At 73.0% G+C, this 14,219-nt stretch carries 13 protein-coding genes; 10 read left to right on the plus strand and 3 right to left on the minus strand.

What is annotated here, in order from left to right; translation table 11 throughout:
• Window positions 1-38 precede the first annotated feature (38 nt).
• The 5 genes from ACZ514_RS19515 to ACZ514_RS19535 all read left to right on the plus strand — a co-directional run bounded on the left by ACZ514_RS19515 (window position 39) and on the right by ACZ514_RS19535 (window position 5,112).
• On the plus strand, window positions 39-1,007 hold the full coding sequence (locus ACZ514_RS19515) for a LysR family transcriptional regulator (RefSeq protein ID WP_468171694.1): 969 nt from the start codon (window positions 39-41) through the stop codon (window positions 1,005-1,007).
• Window positions 1,008-1,105: 98 nt separating this feature from the next.
• Window positions 1,106-2,539: a nitrate/nitrite transporter gene (locus ACZ514_RS19520; RefSeq protein ID WP_469125240.1), complete on the plus strand. Its 1,434-nt coding sequence runs from the start codon at window positions 1,106-1,108 to the stop codon at window positions 2,537-2,539.
• A gap of 119 nt (window positions 2,540-2,658) precedes the next feature.
• Window positions 2,659-3,810: a uroporphyrinogen-III synthase gene (locus ACZ514_RS19525; RefSeq protein WP_468171700.1), complete on the plus strand. Its 1,152-nt coding sequence runs from the start codon at window positions 2,659-2,661 to the stop codon at window positions 3,808-3,810.
• A gap of 9 nt (window positions 3,811-3,819) precedes the next feature.
• On the plus strand, window positions 3,820-4,371 hold the full coding sequence (locus tag ACZ514_RS19530; RefSeq protein WP_468701293.1) for a GNAT family N-acetyltransferase: 552 nt from the start codon (window positions 3,820-3,822) through the stop codon (window positions 4,369-4,371).
• A gap of 147 nt (window positions 4,372-4,518) precedes the next feature.
• On the plus strand, window positions 4,519-5,112 hold the full coding sequence (locus ACZ514_RS19535; RefSeq protein ID WP_468171706.1) for a CGNR zinc finger domain-containing protein: 594 nt from the start codon (window positions 4,519-4,521) through the stop codon (window positions 5,110-5,112).
• Between the two features lie 444 nt (window positions 5,113-5,556).
• Here the strand turns inward: ACZ514_RS19535 and ACZ514_RS19540 are convergent, their stop codons facing one another.
• Both ACZ514_RS19540 and ACZ514_RS19545 read right to left on the minus strand, forming a co-directional pair.
• Window positions 5,557-5,811 carry a hypothetical protein gene (locus ACZ514_RS19540; RefSeq protein WP_469125241.1) on the minus strand — a complete coding sequence of 85 codons (255 nt, stop codon included), beginning with the start codon at window positions 5,809-5,811 and terminating at the stop codon, window positions 5,557-5,559.
• A complete protein-coding gene (locus ACZ514_RS19545; protein WP_468171712.1) occupies window positions 5,804-5,977 on the minus strand; it encodes a hypothetical protein in 174 nt (57 codons plus the stop codon). Before ACZ514_RS19545 ends, ACZ514_RS19540 begins: the two co-directional genes overlap by 8 nt.
• A 132-nt stretch (window positions 5,978-6,109) precedes the next feature.
• On the opposite strand from ACZ514_RS19545, the gene ACZ514_RS19550 reads away from it, so the two are divergent.
• Window positions 6,110-7,453 carry a hypothetical protein gene (locus tag ACZ514_RS19550; RefSeq protein ID WP_468701298.1) on the plus strand — a complete coding sequence of 448 codons (1,344 nt, stop codon included), beginning with the start codon at window positions 6,110-6,112 and terminating at the stop codon, window positions 7,451-7,453.
• 8 nt (window positions 7,454-7,461) lie between these two features.
• Here ACZ514_RS19550 and ACZ514_RS19555 read toward each other — a convergent pair whose 3' ends face one another.
• Window positions 7,462-8,208 carry a TIGR04222 domain-containing membrane protein gene (locus ACZ514_RS19555; protein ID WP_469125242.1) on the minus strand — a complete coding sequence of 249 codons (747 nt, stop codon included), beginning with the start codon at window positions 8,206-8,208 and terminating at the stop codon, window positions 7,462-7,464.
• 70 nt (window positions 8,209-8,278) lie between these two features.
• Here ACZ514_RS19555 and ACZ514_RS19560 point away from each other — a divergent pair, with 70 nt between their 5' ends.
• From ACZ514_RS19560 to ACZ514_RS19575, 4 genes are all read left to right on the plus strand, one after another.
• A complete protein-coding gene (locus tag ACZ514_RS19560; RefSeq protein WP_469125243.1) occupies window positions 8,279-8,806 on the plus strand; it encodes a GNAT family N-acetyltransferase in 528 nt (175 codons plus the stop codon).
• Window positions 8,807-9,212: 406 nt separating this feature from the next.
• Window positions 9,213-11,519, plus strand: a complete 2,307-nt coding sequence (locus ACZ514_RS19565) for a HelD family protein (RefSeq protein ID WP_468171724.1) — start codon at window positions 9,213-9,215, stop codon at window positions 11,517-11,519.
• 556 nt (window positions 11,520-12,075) lie between these two features.
• Complete coding sequence (locus ACZ514_RS19570; protein WP_467894520.1) at window positions 12,076-13,509, plus strand: NAD-dependent malic enzyme; 1,434 nt, start codon at window positions 12,076-12,078, stop codon at window positions 13,507-13,509.
• 307 nt (window positions 13,510-13,816) lie between these two features.
• Window positions 13,817-14,098: an HU family DNA-binding protein gene (locus tag ACZ514_RS19575; RefSeq protein WP_007264399.1), complete on the plus strand. Its 282-nt coding sequence runs from the start codon at window positions 13,817-13,819 to the stop codon at window positions 14,096-14,098.
• Window positions 14,099-14,219: the final 121 nt, after the last annotated feature.

Raw genomic sequence — 14,219 nt, forward strand, 5'->3', positions numbered from 1 at the left:
CGGAGCCATTCACGCCCTCCTGTTGTTAATCTCCGGGGATGACCGCCCGTGACGTCGACCCCCGGCTGCTGCGCGGCTTCCTCGCGGTCGCCGAGGAACTGCACTTCTCCCGCGCCGCCGCCCGCCTCTACACCGCCCAGCAGGCCCTCAGCCGCGACGTCCGCCGACTCGAACAGGTCCTGGGCACACCGCTGTTCCTGCGCACCACCCGCACGGTCGAGCTGACCGCCGACGGGGAGCGGCTGCTGCCCCACGCCCGCGACGTGCTGCGCGCCCACGAGGAACTCGCCGCCGCCTTCACCGGACCGCCCCGCGCCCTGCTCGTCGACACCAACACCGACGGCCCCAGCACCGGCCGGCGGGTCCTGGAACGGGCCCGCGAACTCGCCCCCGGCTGCGAGCTGATGGCCCGCTTCGAGAGCGGCCTCACCCATGCCGCCACCGAGATCGCCGCCGGGCGGCTCGACGTCTCCTTCGGGTACGCCGCCGGGCTCGCACCCGCGCTGCGCGCCCGGCTCGCCCACCGCCCCGTCCGCTACGAACCCCTCGCCGTGGTGCTCCCGGAGGACCACCCGCTGGCCGCGTCGGACGCCGTACCGCTGGCCGCGCTCGCCGGGGAGACCGTGTACGCCGGGGCGGGGAACCCGCGGACCCTGGAGTGGACCGGGCTGGCCCGCGAACTGTTCGCCGGGCGGGACATCGCCCTCGCCCCGCCCGCCCCCGTGGCCATGGGCAAGGAGGAGTTCCGCCGGGTCATGACCAAGACCCGCAACCCCGTCCTGGCGACCGTCGGCTTCCTCGACATGCCCGGGTGCGTGAAACGCCCGCTCGTGGACCCCGTACCGCTGTCCCCGCTGTCGATGGTGTGGCGCAAGGGCCTGCGCCACCCCGGCCTCGACGCCCTCGACCGCGCGGCCACCGAACTCCAGACCGCCGGCGGCTGGCTGGACGTCCCCCCGGACAGCTGGCTCCCGGCGGCGCTCACACCCGCCCCGGACGGCGGGTGAGTGCAAGGTTTCCCGCCGGTCATCCGGCGGGGACCGGGGCCGAAACGCGCCGTTCCTAGCCTCGTCCCCACGGACGCGACAGCTTGTGGAGGCGTGTGATGACCGGTACGACCGCACCGCGCAAGGGGGGCCGCTGGATCGAGCGGTGGGAGCCCGAGGACGAGACGTTCTGGCGGGAGACCGGGGAACGGATCGCCCGCCGCAACCTCCTCTACTCCGTGCTCTCCGAGCACATCGGCTTCTCCATCTGGTCGCTGTGGTCCGTGATGGTGCTCTTCATGGGCCCCCAGTACGGCATCGACCCGGCCGGAAAGTTCTTCCTCATCGGCACCGCCACCTTCGTCGGGGCCCTCGTACGCATCCCCTACACCTTCGCCGTCGCCCGCTTCGGCGGCCGCAACTGGACCGTCGTCAGCGCCCTGCTGCTCCTCGCGCCGACCGTCGCCGCGCTGGTCGTCATGGAGCCCGGCACCTCGTACGGCACCTTCCTGGCCGTGGCCGCCCTCACCGGCGTCGGCGGCGGCAACTTCGCCTCCTCGATGACGAACATCAACGCCTTCTTCCCGCTCCGCAAGAAGGGCTGGGCACTCGGCCTCAACGCGGGCGGCGGCAACATCGGCGTCCCCGTGGTCCAGCTCGTCGCCCTGCTGGTCATCAGCACCGCCGGAGCCGGACACCCCCGGCTGCTGCTCGGGATCTACCTCCCGCTGATCGTGGCCGCCGCCGCACTGGCCCTCGTACGCATGGACAACCTGGCGCCCGTACGGAACGACTCCGGCGCCGTCCTCGAAGCCGCCCGGGACGCCCACACCTGGATCATGGCCTTCCTGTACATCGGCACCTTCGGCTCCTTCATCGGCTACAGCTTCGCCTTCGGGCTGGTCCTCCAGACCCAGTTCGGCCGGACCCCGCTCCAGGCCGCCTCCCTCACCTTCATCGGCCCCCTCCTCGGATCCCTCGTCCGGCCCGTCGGCGGCGCGCTCGCCGACCGCTTCGGCGGCGCCCGGATCACCCTGGCCGCCTTCGTGGCGATGGCCGCCGCGACCGGAGTGGTGGTGCTGGCCTCCGTACGGGAGTCCCTGCCGGTCTTCCTCGTCGGATTCGTCGCCCTGTTCGCGCTCAGCGGGCTCGGCAACGGCTCCACCTACAAGATGATCCCCGGCATCTTCCAGGCCAAGGCCCTCGCCCGGGGCCTGGACGGCGAGGAGGCCGCCGCGCACGGACGGCGCCTGTCGGGGGCCTCCATGGGCCTGATCGGAGCCGTCGGCGCCCTCGGCGGCCTCGCCATCAACCTGGTCTTCCGCGAAGCCTTCACCAGCTCCGGCTCCGGCACCGCCGCCTTCACCACCTTCCTCGGCTTTTACGCGGTGTGCTGCGCGGTCACCTGGGCGGTATACCTTCGCCGCCCCGCGACCGCACCGTCCCCCGCAGCCGGGGACGAGGAGGGGCACGAGGAGGGGCAGGAGGAGAGGCACGAGGAGAGGCACGAGGAGGGGCACGAGGAGAAGGCACAGCTCACCCCCTCGGTGTGAGGCGGTGGCCAGGCCGGTTAACTGGCCTGAAATACGGTGGAACCGAGCCTGACACGACGCCTTGGCAGGCTCGGAACCTCCCCGACGCACGAACCCCCAGGGCAAGGCAGGTCACCACGATGGACGACGCTACGCACGGTCCCCTCGCCGGATTCACCGTCGGAGTCACCGCCGCCCGGCGCGCGGACGAACTGATCGCCCTGCTGCGCCGGCGTGGAGCCGCCGTCATCCACGCCCCGGCCCTGCGGATCGTGCCGCTCGCCGACGACACGGAACTGATGGCCGCCACCAAGGAACTCGTCGACAACCCGCCGGACGCCGTCGTCGCCACCACCGCCATCGGCTTCCGCGGCTGGATCGAGGCCGCCGACGGCTGGGGCGTCGGGGAGGAACTGCTGGAACGGCTCCGCGCCACCGAACTCCTGGCGCGCGGCCCCAAGGTCAAGGGAGCCGTACGGGCCGCCGGCCTCGTGGAGACCTGGTCCCCGCAGTCCGAATCCCTCGCCGAGGTACTGGACCGGCTGCTGTCCGGCGGCGTCGCCGGGCGGCGGATCGCGCTCCAGCTGCACGGCGAACCACTGCCCGGGTTCGTCGAGGCGCTGCGCGACGGAGGGGCCGAGGTGGTGCCGGTACCGGTGTACCGGTGGATGCCGCCCGAGGACCCCGCCCCGCTGGACCGGCTGCTGGACGCGGTGGCCGTCGGGGCGGTGGACGCCGTCAGCTTCACCTCGGCGCCGGCCGCGGCGTCCCTGCTGTCCCGGGCGGCGGAACGGGGCCTGCGCGAAGCCGTACTGGAGGCCCTGCGCGGGCCGGTCCTCGCGGCGTGCGTCGGGCCCGTCACGGCGCTGCCGCTCCAGGCCGAGGGGGTGGAGACCGTACAGCCGGAGCGGTTCCGGCTCGGGCCGCTGGTGCAGGTGCTGTGCAAGGAACTCCCCGGCCGGGCGCGGGTGCTGCCCGTCGCCGGACACCGGCTGGAGATCCGCGGGCACGCCGTCCTCGTCGACGACGGGCTGCGCCCGGTCCCGCCCGCCGGGATGGCCCTGCTCGCGGCACTCGCCCGGCGGCCCGGCTGGGTGGTGTCCCGGGCCGATCTGCTGCGGGCGCTGCCGGGGGCGGGCACCGACGAGCACGCCGTGGAGACCGCGATGGCCCGGCTGCGCGCGGCCCTGGGGATGCCGCGGCTGATCCAGACCGTGGTCAAGCGGGGGTACCGGCTCTCCCTCGACGCGGGGGAGGGCGAGGGCTGGAACCCGGGCGCGGGGGTCCGTTAGCGTGCCCGGATGATCATTGACGGGGTGGAGATGAGGGGGCTCGCGGCCGAGGACGCCGCCGGGCTGGCCGACGTACTGCTGCGCAGCCGCGCCCACATGGCGCCGTACGAGCCCTCGCGGCCCGAGGAGTACTACACCGAGGCGGGGCAGCGGGCCCGCATCGAGGGCATGCTCGAGGAGCGCGACGGGGGACGGCTCGTGCCGTACGTGCTCGTCGAGGTGGCGGGAGGCGCGGTCGTCGGCGCGATGAACCTCGGCGGCATCGCCCGGGGTCCCCTGTGCAGCGGCGGCGTCGGCTACTGGGTCGATCCCGGCTGGCACGGCAGGGGGCTGGCCACCGCCGCGCTGGAGGAACTCTGCCGCACCGCCCGTGACGAGCTCGGGCTGCACCGGATCGAGGCCCAGACGCTGGTCGACAACCACGCCTCCATGCGGGTCCTGGCCAAGGCCGGATTCACCGAGATCGGCCTCGCCCCCCGCTACCTCCACATCAACGGGGCCTGGCGCGACCACCGCCTGTTCCAGCGGGTGCTGCACGACGAGGCGCCGGGGAAGGCGTAGGGGGAGGGGGAGGGGGAGGGAGAGGGGAACGGGAAGGGGGGCCCGGGGGAAGGCCCACGGGGCCCCGCGCGGGGGCTTCCGCTTCACGGCCGCCGACGGCACTCTGGGGAGGCGACCCAGTCCCACGGCGACGAGGCGGTGACGGGCATGTGGTTCGACTCCGGGCGGGTCTGTCTCGACCTGCTGGCCACCCATACGCCCCCGACGGCCGGTTCCGGATGCCGGGAGGCCCTCCGTGACGGCGACGAGCTGCGCCTGTGGCTGGTCGGCGCCGGGCTGGTCCCCGACCGGACCCCGCTCGGCCGGCTCGGGCCCGACTGGGTGGAGGCCTTCCGCGCCCTGCGCCACGACGTGGCCACCCTGGTACGGGCCGAACTGTCCGGCACGGCCCCGGAGGAGGACGCCCTGGCCCGGGTGAACGCCGCCGCCGCCGGACCGCCGCCGGGCGTGTGCGCGGTACGGGACCCGGAGGGCCACCTCGTCCGGGAACTGTGCGGCGGGGTGGAGTGCGCCGGGATGCTGGCCACGGTGGCCCGGGACGCGGTGGAACTCCTCACCGACCCCGGCGACCTGGCCCTCCTGCGCACCTGCGAGGGCGACGGCTGCGCCCGCCTCTACCTGGATACCTCCCGCGGCCACCGCCGGCGGTGGTGCTCGAGCGAACTGTGCGGCAACCGCGAGCGCGTGGCCCGCCACCGGCGCCGGGTACGGGTGCGGGAGGTGGAGGTGGTGGAGGCGTAGGGGGGTGCGGGGGTGGGGGTGCGGGGGCGGGGGCGGGGTTTTGGCGGGGCGGTGTCAGGGCTGGTTTGGGGGTTTCCCGTCAGTCCCATCGTCCTTCCGTGTCGGGCCGGTCCCTCAAGGGCGCTCCTTCGTCGCGTCGCTACGCGATGGCCTTCGGCCACCCTTGACCGACCGTCCCGCCCCGGAAAGACAAGGACTGCCGAGAACCCCCCAAAGAAACGGGACGGTCCAGAGGGGAAGGACTCCCGCATCAGCGATGAGGCGGGGTGGGCGGGCCCTGCCCGTGTCCCGCATGCAAGCCCTCGGAGACGCCCGGCGGTCCACCCGGGCGCGTCAGATCGCTACGCGCTCCCCATGGCTTAGCGTCCGGCGACCGTCCGGGGCTGATACCTGCACGGAATGTCGATCAGAGCCCCATCCGGGAGCGGTGGGCGCGTCAGATCGCTACGCGTTGCTCTGGTCTCGGCGTCCGGTCGTCGGTTGGGGGCGGTCAAAGGCGGGCTGGATGTTGTCCACGGACGTGGTGAATTCACGGCCGGTCGCGTTGCGGATGTAGGCGAGTTCCATCCAGCGCTCGACGCCGGTGTCCGAGACGTTTTCGTTGATCACCGCCATCAGCTCACCTTCGGTACCGGAGGCGATGTCACGGACACGACGGCGGAGCAGGCGGTGGGGGACGTACTCGTAGCGTTCAGTCATCGGAGGACTCCTCGAGGGAGGCGACGAAGCGCTGCCAGCCGGACCGTGCGCGGTCGAGGAGGTCCTGGGTGGGCGCGAAGGCGGCCTCCAGCCCGAGCCGGGGATCGCTCGAAGTGTCGATCCCCCATACGCCGCGGGCGTAGACGTGAATGATTCGACTGGTCATGGGTCGCTCCCTGTGTCGCCAACTACCGTTCCGTCACCGGTCGGTGTGTAGAGGTAACCGCGAGAAGCGTCTGCGCGAGTACCGTTGGAGGGTCGGAGAAGCATGCAAGCCATGCACTTGTGGGAGTTGCTCATGGCGCGACGCGCACGCACACCCAACACCGGTCTCATGACGCTGCTTGAGCAGGCCGGATGGTCAAGAAGCCAGTTCGCCTCGATCGTCAACCGTGTGGGTGCCGAGGCCGGGCTCGCGCTCAAGTACGGTCAGCCCGCCGTGTCGCAGTGGGTGGCGGGGCACCAGCCCCGGCCGCAGGTCAGGGCGCTGATCATCGAGGCGTTCGAGCGGAAACTGGCGCGGCCGGTCACTTATGCCGAGGCGGGGCTCACGCCGCCGGGCGGTTCGGTGGGGGAGGACACTGTCCGGGACCTCGTGGACCTTGGAAGGGCAGACATGGATCCGTCCCGGCGGCGGGTGGTCGCGGCGGGTGTCTTCTCCGCCGCGCTCGCCATCCCCTTGTTCCCGGCCCTCGCGCGGGCCGACAGCCCTGATCCGGTGCGGCCGGGAAAGGCGACCACGCGGGTCGGGCCGGCACAGGTGGACGCGGTGGTGGCGATGACGGACCGGATCGCCGGCATCCTCGACGAGCTCGGCGCCGGCCATGCCAGGCCGATGGCGGCGGCGTTCCTCGTGAACACCGTGGGGCCGTGGCTCAAGGCCGAAGCGGCGGCTCCGGTGCGGCGGAGCCTGCTCGCCGCGGCTTCCGATCTCGTGTACCTCACCGGGTGGATGGCGATGTACGAGCGCCAGCACCGGCTCGGCCAGGAGTACTACGTGTCCGCGCTCAAGCTCGCCGGAGAGGCGGAGGAGCACGTCACGTACTGCCGGACCCTGCGCGGCATGTCGCTCCAGGCATCCAATCTCGGCTACGGCCGACGTGCCCTGGAACTCGCCGATTCGGCGGCGGAAGCGGCGCCTGCGGCCGGACCGCGGCTCGTGGCGTTCCTGCGCGGGCAGCAGGCGCACGGCGCGGCGATGGTGGGGGACAAGAGGCAGGCCTTCGTGCGGCTGCGGGAGGCCGAAGAGGCGCTCGCGCGGGCGGACGACCGGCGGGAGTCGATCGGCGGCTACGACCGGACCGCCTACCTGTTCCACGTCGCTCACGTCCTGAACGAGACCAAGGACGTGGCGGGCTCCGTACGGACCCTGCGGGAATCGATCCGGGTCCAGCCCGCGAACGAGCGGCAGGGGCGCCTGCACGCCTACGGGGTCCTCGCCCAGAGGCAGCTGTCGATCGGGCACGTCGAGGCCGCGTGCGAATCCTGGGGCCGTTTCCTGGACGAGTACGAGGCCCTCTCTTCCGCTCGGGGCGACGAGCACTTCGAGGTGATGAACCTCAGGCTGCGGCCGCACGGCGGTGTCCGGGCGGTCAGGGACCTGCGCGAGCGGGCGCAGGCCGTGGGCGCACAGAAGGGCTGACGCCTACTTCAGCCGCCGCAGCTGGCGAAGGGTTCGCCGGAGCCGCCGCCGCCTCGGTCCATGGGCTCCCTCGGGGGGCGGGTCAGTAGGCCGCTCTCCTCGGCGAACCTGGGGAGCTGGGCGCGGAGTGCCGGGGTGCCGAACAGGCCAATGCTCAAGAGTAGTCGGTCCGGCTCCCGCTCGGTCGCCCCGCGCGCGCCCGCGTGGTCGAGGCGCATCTTCGCGAGGAGCGCCGAGCCGCGCAGGGTGCGCCGGGGCCATACCCACAACGCCGCCGCGCCGAGAGCGGCGAGGAGGTCGAGCAGCAGCCACCCTTCCGCCCGCGAGCCGAACGGAACGGCGGCGAACACCGGGAGCAGCAGGAGGCGTACGCACCACACGCGTCTGCGGGACACCATCAGCCGCGCCCGCTCCAGCTCCGTCGACATGGTGCGGATGGCCTCCTGCACCCGCTCGCTGTCGCGCAGCAGGCGGCGCGGGTGCCGCGCCCCGTAGAGCGCGTGGTGCTGGGCGCGTGCCACCTCCGAACAGGGCAGGGGCAGAAGGGGCTTGGCCGGCCGGACGGTCTGCCGCCAGCCGGCCTCGATCGAACCGGCCAGATACAGCTCGACCATCCCCGTCTGCGCGGCAGCCCGCCCACCCCCGCGCAGCAGGGCCACCTCGGCGGGGGAGAGCCGACGGCCGAGCCGGTCGGGGCCGGGGCGAAGGCGCAGGGCGGCACCGGCCAGCAGGAGCAGCCACGCCACTCCGGTCATGATCTCGAACATACGGACCGCCCCCTCCCGCGCCGCTTCACCGGCTGCTGCCAGACCCTAGGCTTCAGCCGTGAACGACACCACACACGACATACGGATCCGACCGGGCGGCCCGGACGACGCGCCCGCCGTCCTCGGCATGCTCGACGGCGCCGTGGCCTGGATGAACGCCTGGGGCAACACCGAGCAGTGGGGGACCACTCCCTACTCGCAGAAGCCCGGTGGTGTGGAGCGCGTCGACCGGTACCTGACCGAAAACAGCCCGTACATCGCGGAGCTGGACGGGGTCCCCGTGGGCGCCATGGTCCTGGACTCCGGTCCCAGTCCGCAGATGCCGATCGCTCCGGCGGGGGAACCCGAGCGGTACGTCCGCCTGCTCGTCTCCGACCGCCGCCACGCGGGTCTGGGTGTGGGGGCGGTCCTGCTGGCGCACGCCGCCGACGAGACCCGCCGCGCCGGCCTCGACCTCCTCCGGGTCGACTGCTGGGCGGGCGGCGGGGGTGAACTGGTGGCCTTCTACGAGCGCAACGGTTTCACCCGCACCGACAGCTTCCTGTCCGGCGCCTGGCCGGGCCAGGTCCTCGCCCGCCGGCTCTGATCCCCGCCCTGATCGACATCAGGTGCGGGGAGCGGCCCCGGACGGCCGCCGGACGCCATGCCAGGGGGAGCGCGTAGCGATCTGACGCGCGAGGGTGGCCCGCCGAGGGGCTCCGGGGAGCCCGCATGCGGGACGCGGGCAGGGCCCGGCCCCCCGTCTCATCGCTGATACGGGGGTCCCTTCCCCTTCGGCCGTGCCGTTCTTTCGGGGGGTTCCCGGCAGTCCTCGTCTTTCCTGGCCGGCCCGACACGGAAGGACGAGGGGACTGACGGGAAACCCCCGTGCCCTCCTCGCCCCCGGTCCGGGGGACACGGCCCCTCCGCCCCCGTCCCGGGACCGGCGTGCGGAGAGGGGGCGGATTCGCGTACGGTTGACGGTCGCCCATGCACGTCAGAAGGGGGCCTTGGTGGCCGCGCAGAATGCCGCTGTCGACAGCACGGCGGATTCCGTCCGCGATCGGGAGATCGCGGTCGAGCAGACGCATCTCGATCAGGTGTACCGACGCCTTGAGGAGAAGATCCACGAGGCCGAGTTCCTCATGAACGACGCCGCCCAGCGCGGGCAGGTCGGCACGCCCGGCGCGCTCGCCGAGCGGGACGCGCAGGTCTTCCGCGCCGGGATCCACCTCAACCGGCTGAACAACGAGTTCGAGGACTTCCTCTTCGGCCGCATCGACCTCGTCCTCGGCAAGGACGGGGAGCGCGGCCCGGACGGGGCGTACACCTCCGTCGAACCCGCCGACGACGCGATCCGCGACGACCTCACCGCCGACATCGCCGAGACCCTGCACATCGGGCGCATCGGCGTGCTCGACTCCGACTACTCGCCGCTGGTGATCGACTGGCGCGCCCCGGCCGCCGCGCCGTTCTACCGGTCCACGCCCAAGGACCCCGGCCGCGTCATCCGCCGCCGCGTGATCCGCTCCAAGGGCCGCAAGGTGCTCGGCGTCGAGGACGACCTCATGCGCCCGGAGGTCACCGCCTCCCTCGACGGCCGGGAGCTGCCCGCCATCGGCGACGGCGCGCTGATGGCCGCGCTCGGGCGGGCCCGTACGCACACCATGCGGGACATCGTCTCCTCCATCCAGGCCGAGCAGGACCTGGTCATCCGGGCTCCCGCCGCCTCCGTCGCCGAGGTGGCCGGCGGGCCGGGCACCGGCAAGACCGCCGTCGCCCTGCACCGGGCCGCGTACCTCCTCTACCACGACCGGCGCCGCTACTCCGGCGGCATCCTGATCGTCTCCCCGACGCCCCTCCTGGTCGCCTACACGGAGGGCGTGCTGCCCTCGCTCGGCGAGGAGGGCCAGGTCGCCATCCGGGCGCTCGGTTCCCTCGTCGACGGGGCCGAGGCGAGCACGTACGACGAGCCGTCCGTGGCCCGGATCAAGGGCTCCTCCCGGATGCTCAAGGTGCTCCGCAAGGCCGTACGGGGCGCCCTGGAGCTCGGTGACGCGCCCGAGCGGCTGCGCGTGGTGGCCTTCGGCCGGCGCGTCGAGCTGGAGGCCCCGGAGCTGAACCGGATCCGGCAGAACGTGCTCGGCGGGACCGCCCCCGTGAACCTGCTGCGCCCGCGCGCCCGCAAGCTGCTGCTCGACGCCCTGTACGCGAAGACGGGCGCGTCCGGCCGGCACAGCGACCCGGAGCTGGCGGCCGAGCTGCGCAGCGCGTTCGACGAGGACGTCTCCACCGAGGACGACTTCCTCGGCTTCCTGAACGCCTGGTGGCCGGAGCTGACCCCGCGCCGGGTGCTGGCCGCCATGGCGGACGAACGACGGCTGGGCCGCTGGTCGCGCCGGGACCTGAACCCGCGCGAGACCCGCCAGCTGGCGCGTTCGCTGCGCCGGGTCGGCCCGGACGGCTCGGGCCCCCTCTCCGTGCACGACGTGGCGCTGCTGGACGAGCTCCAGCAGCTCCTGGGGGCGCCGGCACGGCCGAAGCGGAAGCGGGAGATGGACCCGCTGGACCAGCTCAGCGGGCTGGAGGAGCTGATGCCGACCCGCGAGGAGACCCAGTGGGAGCGGGCCGAGCGGATCGCGGCCGAGCGGACCGAGTACGCGCACGTGATCGTGGACGAGGCGCAGGACCTGACGCCGATGCAGTGGCGGATGGTGGGCCGGCGGGGCCGTACGGGCACCTGGACGGTGGTCGGCGACCCGGCGCAGTCCTCCTGGACCGACCCCGACGAGGCGGCCGCCGCCCGCGACGAGGCCCTGGGGAGCCGGCCGCGCCGGCGGTTCACGCTGACGGTGAACTACCGCAACCCGGCCGAGGTCGCCGAGGTCGCCGCCCGGGTGCTGGCGCGGGCGATGCCGGGCATGGAGCCGCCGACGGCGGTGCGTTCCACGGGCCTGGAGCCCCGCTTCACGGCGGCCGGCGAGGACCTGGGCGCCACGGTGCTGGAGGAGACCCGCCGGCTGCTGGCGCAGGTGGACGGGACCGTCGGCGTGGTCGTGGCCATGGACCGGCGCGCGGAGGCGGCGGGCTGGCTGGCGGACCTGGGCGAGCGGGCGGTGGCGCTGGGCAGCCTGGAGGCGAAGGGGCTGGAGTACGACGCCACCGTGGTCGTCTCCCCGGCGGAGATCGCCGAGGAGTCCCCGGCGGGCCTGCGGGTGCTGTACGTGGCGCTGACCCGCGCGACGCAGCAGCTGACGGTGGTCTCGGCGGCCGGCGACAAGCCGGACGCGGACGGGGTCCCGGAACTCCTGCGCCCGTAACGCCGGCGCGCCTCCAACGGCGGCCCGCCCCCCAACGGCGGCCCGTCCCGGAGGGGGCCCGCCCGCACCCCGTCCCCGCCTGGCCGCGGCCCGACCGCGGCCCGGCCTCCCCGTGACCGGATTCCGGCCTTCCCCGGACGGCCCGCGGCCAGGCGCGTGATCCGGGAGTCCAAGTCGCGGGAGGGGGACCGCTTCCGGCGATCCTTTGTTAGCCTGGTGAGGACACCGGCTCGATCCAAGCCCCCGGGCCCAACCTTCGTCGCTCAGAGCGACCACTTGCCGCGAGGCGAGCATGGCGGGTCGGTGTCTTAGTCCAGTTCAGGTCCGCGCTCCCCGCTGGGGGGCGCGGACCTGTTTTTGTGCCCACCCGCCATTCCACGCGCCCGTGATCTCTCGTATGGTGGAAGAGTCTTTCCGAAATTTGTAGCTGGTTACCTTGTACCGGCTGGTAGGTGGGACGATCGGACAACAGGCCTGCCGCAGGCCGCCCCCACCGGGCGGGACGCGCGGGCCCTGTAGGTACAGCGAAACCAGGGACAGAAGAGGAAACACGGCCATGGCAACGGCGCCCAGCGTCTCGTATTCGATGACGGTCCGCCTGGAAGTGCCCGCGAGCGGAACCGCGGTCTCCCAGCTCACCACCGCCGTGGAGTCTTCCGGAGGGTCGGTCACCGGCCTCGACGTCACCGCCTCGGGGCACGAGAAGCTCCGCATCGACGTCACCATCGCCGCCACCTCCACCGCGCACGCCGACGAGATCGTCGAGAAGCTCCGCGGCATCGAGGGCGTCAGCCTCGGCAAGGTCTCCGACCGCACCTTCCTGATGCACCTCGGCGGCAAGATCGAGATGTCGTCCAAGCACCCCATCCGCAACCGTGACGACCTGTCGATGATCTACACCCCGGGCGTGGCCCGCGTGTGCATGGCCATCGCCGAGAACCCCGAGGACGCGCGCCGCCTCACCATCAAGCGCAACTCCGTCGCAGTCGTGACCGACGGCTCCGCCGTCCTGGGCCTGGGCAACATCGGTCCGATGGCCGCGCTGCCCGTCATGGAGGGCAAGGCGGCCCTCTTCAAGCGCTTCGCCGGGATCGACGCCTGGCCGATCTGCCTCGACACCCAGGACGCCGACGAGATCGTCGCCATCGTCAAGGCGATGGCCCCGGGCTTCGCCGGCATCAACCTGGAGGACATCTCCGCGCCGCGCTGCTTCGAGATCGAGGCCCGCCTGCGCGAGGCCCTCGACATCCCCGTCTTCCACGACGACCAGCACGGCACCGCCATCGTCGTCCTCGCCGCCCTGACCAACGCGCTTCGCGTGGTGGGCAAGGCAGTTGGCGATGTGAAGGTCGTCATGTCGGGCGCCGGCGCGGCCGGTACGGCCATCCTCAAGCTGCTCCTCGCGGCGGGCGTCAAGAACGCCGTCAGCGCCGACATCCACGGCGTCGTGCACGCCGGCCGCCCCGACCTCGTCGACGCGGACGCCGACTCCCCGCTGCGCTGGATCGCCGACAACACCAACCCCGAGGGCTACACCGGCACCCTCAAGGAGGCCGTGGTCGGCGCCGACGTCTTCATCGGCGTCTCGGCCCCGAACGTGCTCTCCGGCGAGGACGTCGCCGCCATGGCGGAGGGCGCCATCGTGTTCGCTCTCGCGAACCCGGATCCGGAGGTGGATCCGGCCATCGCCCGCCAGACCGCCGCCGTCGTGGCCACCGGCCGCTCGGACTTCCCGAACCAGATCAACAACGTGCTGGTCTTCCCGGGCGTCTTCCGCGGTCTGCTCGACGCCCAGTCGCGCACCGTGAACACCGACATGATGCTGGCCGCCGCGGCCGCCCTCGCCGACGTCGTGGGCCAGGACGAGCTGAACGCGAACTACATCATCCCGTCCGTCTTCAACGACAAGGTCGCCGGAGCCGTCGCGGGCGCCGTCCGCAAGGCCGCCCAGGCCGCGCAGGCCCCCGCTGTGACGGGGCCCACGGTCTGATCCCGGCGCGTCGCGGGATGCGGGCCCGGCGGGGCGCCCATAGGGTTGCGGCGATGCCCGCGTGGCCCGCGGTCCGCATCCACCGGAGCCCCGGGTGCGGACGGAGCGTCACCGCGGCGTGACTGTGGCGCTTTTCGTGTGACCCTGGCGGGTGCCGGATTGGCTTTCCCGCCGCTGGTGGGGGCAGGATGCGTATCCGGGCGAGAGGGTCTGACGTTCAGACCCGGGTCCGGGGACTGTCCTAGGGCCCTGGCAGCATCGGCTTCGATCTCACGCCTCTAAGGCAAGTTGAACACGGGAGTACAACATGAACCGCAGTGAGCTGGTGGCCGCTCTGTCCGAGCGCGCCGAGGTGACCCGCAAGGACGCCGACGCCGTTCTGGCCGCGCTCGCCGAGACCGTCGGCGAGATCGTCGCCAAGGGCGACGAGAAGGTCACCATCCCCGGCTTCCTGACCTTCGAGCGCACCCACCGTGCCGCTCGCACCGCGCGCAACCCGCAGACCGGCGACCCCATCCAGATCCCGGCCGGCTACAGCGTGAAGGTCTCCGCGGGCTCCAAGCTCAAGGAAGCCGCCAAGGGCAAGTAGTACCGCCCTTGTGCCGAGGGCCGCACAGGCCCCCGGGACGGCAGTGGTACGTAGAACGGCCGAGGGCGGCCACCCCGTACGGGGTGGCCGCCCTCAGGCCTTTCCGGGGCCCCCGCGGGGC

It is taken from the genome of Streptomyces sp. NPDC034086, assembly GCF_055575515.1.

Bases quoted from the DNA above. Each gene is read 5' to 3' on its own strand.
- ACZ514_RS19515 (WP_468171694.1), top strand. From the start codon at position 39: ATGACCGCCCGTGACGTCGACCCCCGGCTGCTGCGCGGCTTCCTCGCG.
- ACZ514_RS19520 (WP_469125240.1), top strand. From the start codon at position 1,106: ATGACCGGTACGACCGCACCGCGCAAGGGGGGCCGCTGGATCGAGCGG.
- ACZ514_RS19525 (WP_468171700.1), top strand. From the start codon at position 2,659: ATGGACGACGCTACGCACGGTCCCCTCGCCGGATTCACCGTCGGAGTC.
- ACZ514_RS19530 (WP_468701293.1), top strand. From the start codon at position 3,820: ATGATCATTGACGGGGTGGAGATGAGGGGGCTCGCGGCCGAGGACGCC.
- ACZ514_RS19535 (WP_468171706.1), top strand. From the start codon at position 4,519: ATGTGGTTCGACTCCGGGCGGGTCTGTCTCGACCTGCTGGCCACCCAT.
- ACZ514_RS19540 (WP_469125241.1), bottom strand. From the start codon at position 5,811: ATGACTGAACGCTACGAGTACGTCCCCCACCGCCTGCTCCGCCGTCGT.
- ACZ514_RS19545 (WP_468171712.1), bottom strand. From the start codon at position 5,977: ATGACCAGTCGAATCATTCACGTCTACGCCCGCGGCGTATGGGGGATC.
- ACZ514_RS19550 (WP_468701298.1), top strand. From the start codon at position 6,110: ATGGCGCGACGCGCACGCACACCCAACACCGGTCTCATGACGCTGCTT.
- ACZ514_RS19555 (WP_469125242.1), bottom strand. From the start codon at position 8,208: ATGACCGGAGTGGCGTGGCTGCTCCTGCTGGCCGGTGCCGCCCTGCGC.
- ACZ514_RS19570 (WP_467894520.1), top strand. From the start codon at position 12,076: ATGGCAACGGCGCCCAGCGTCTCGTATTCGATGACGGTCCGCCTGGAA.
- ACZ514_RS19575 (WP_007264399.1), top strand. From the start codon at position 13,817: ATGAACCGCAGTGAGCTGGTGGCCGCTCTGTCCGAGCGCGCCGAGGTG.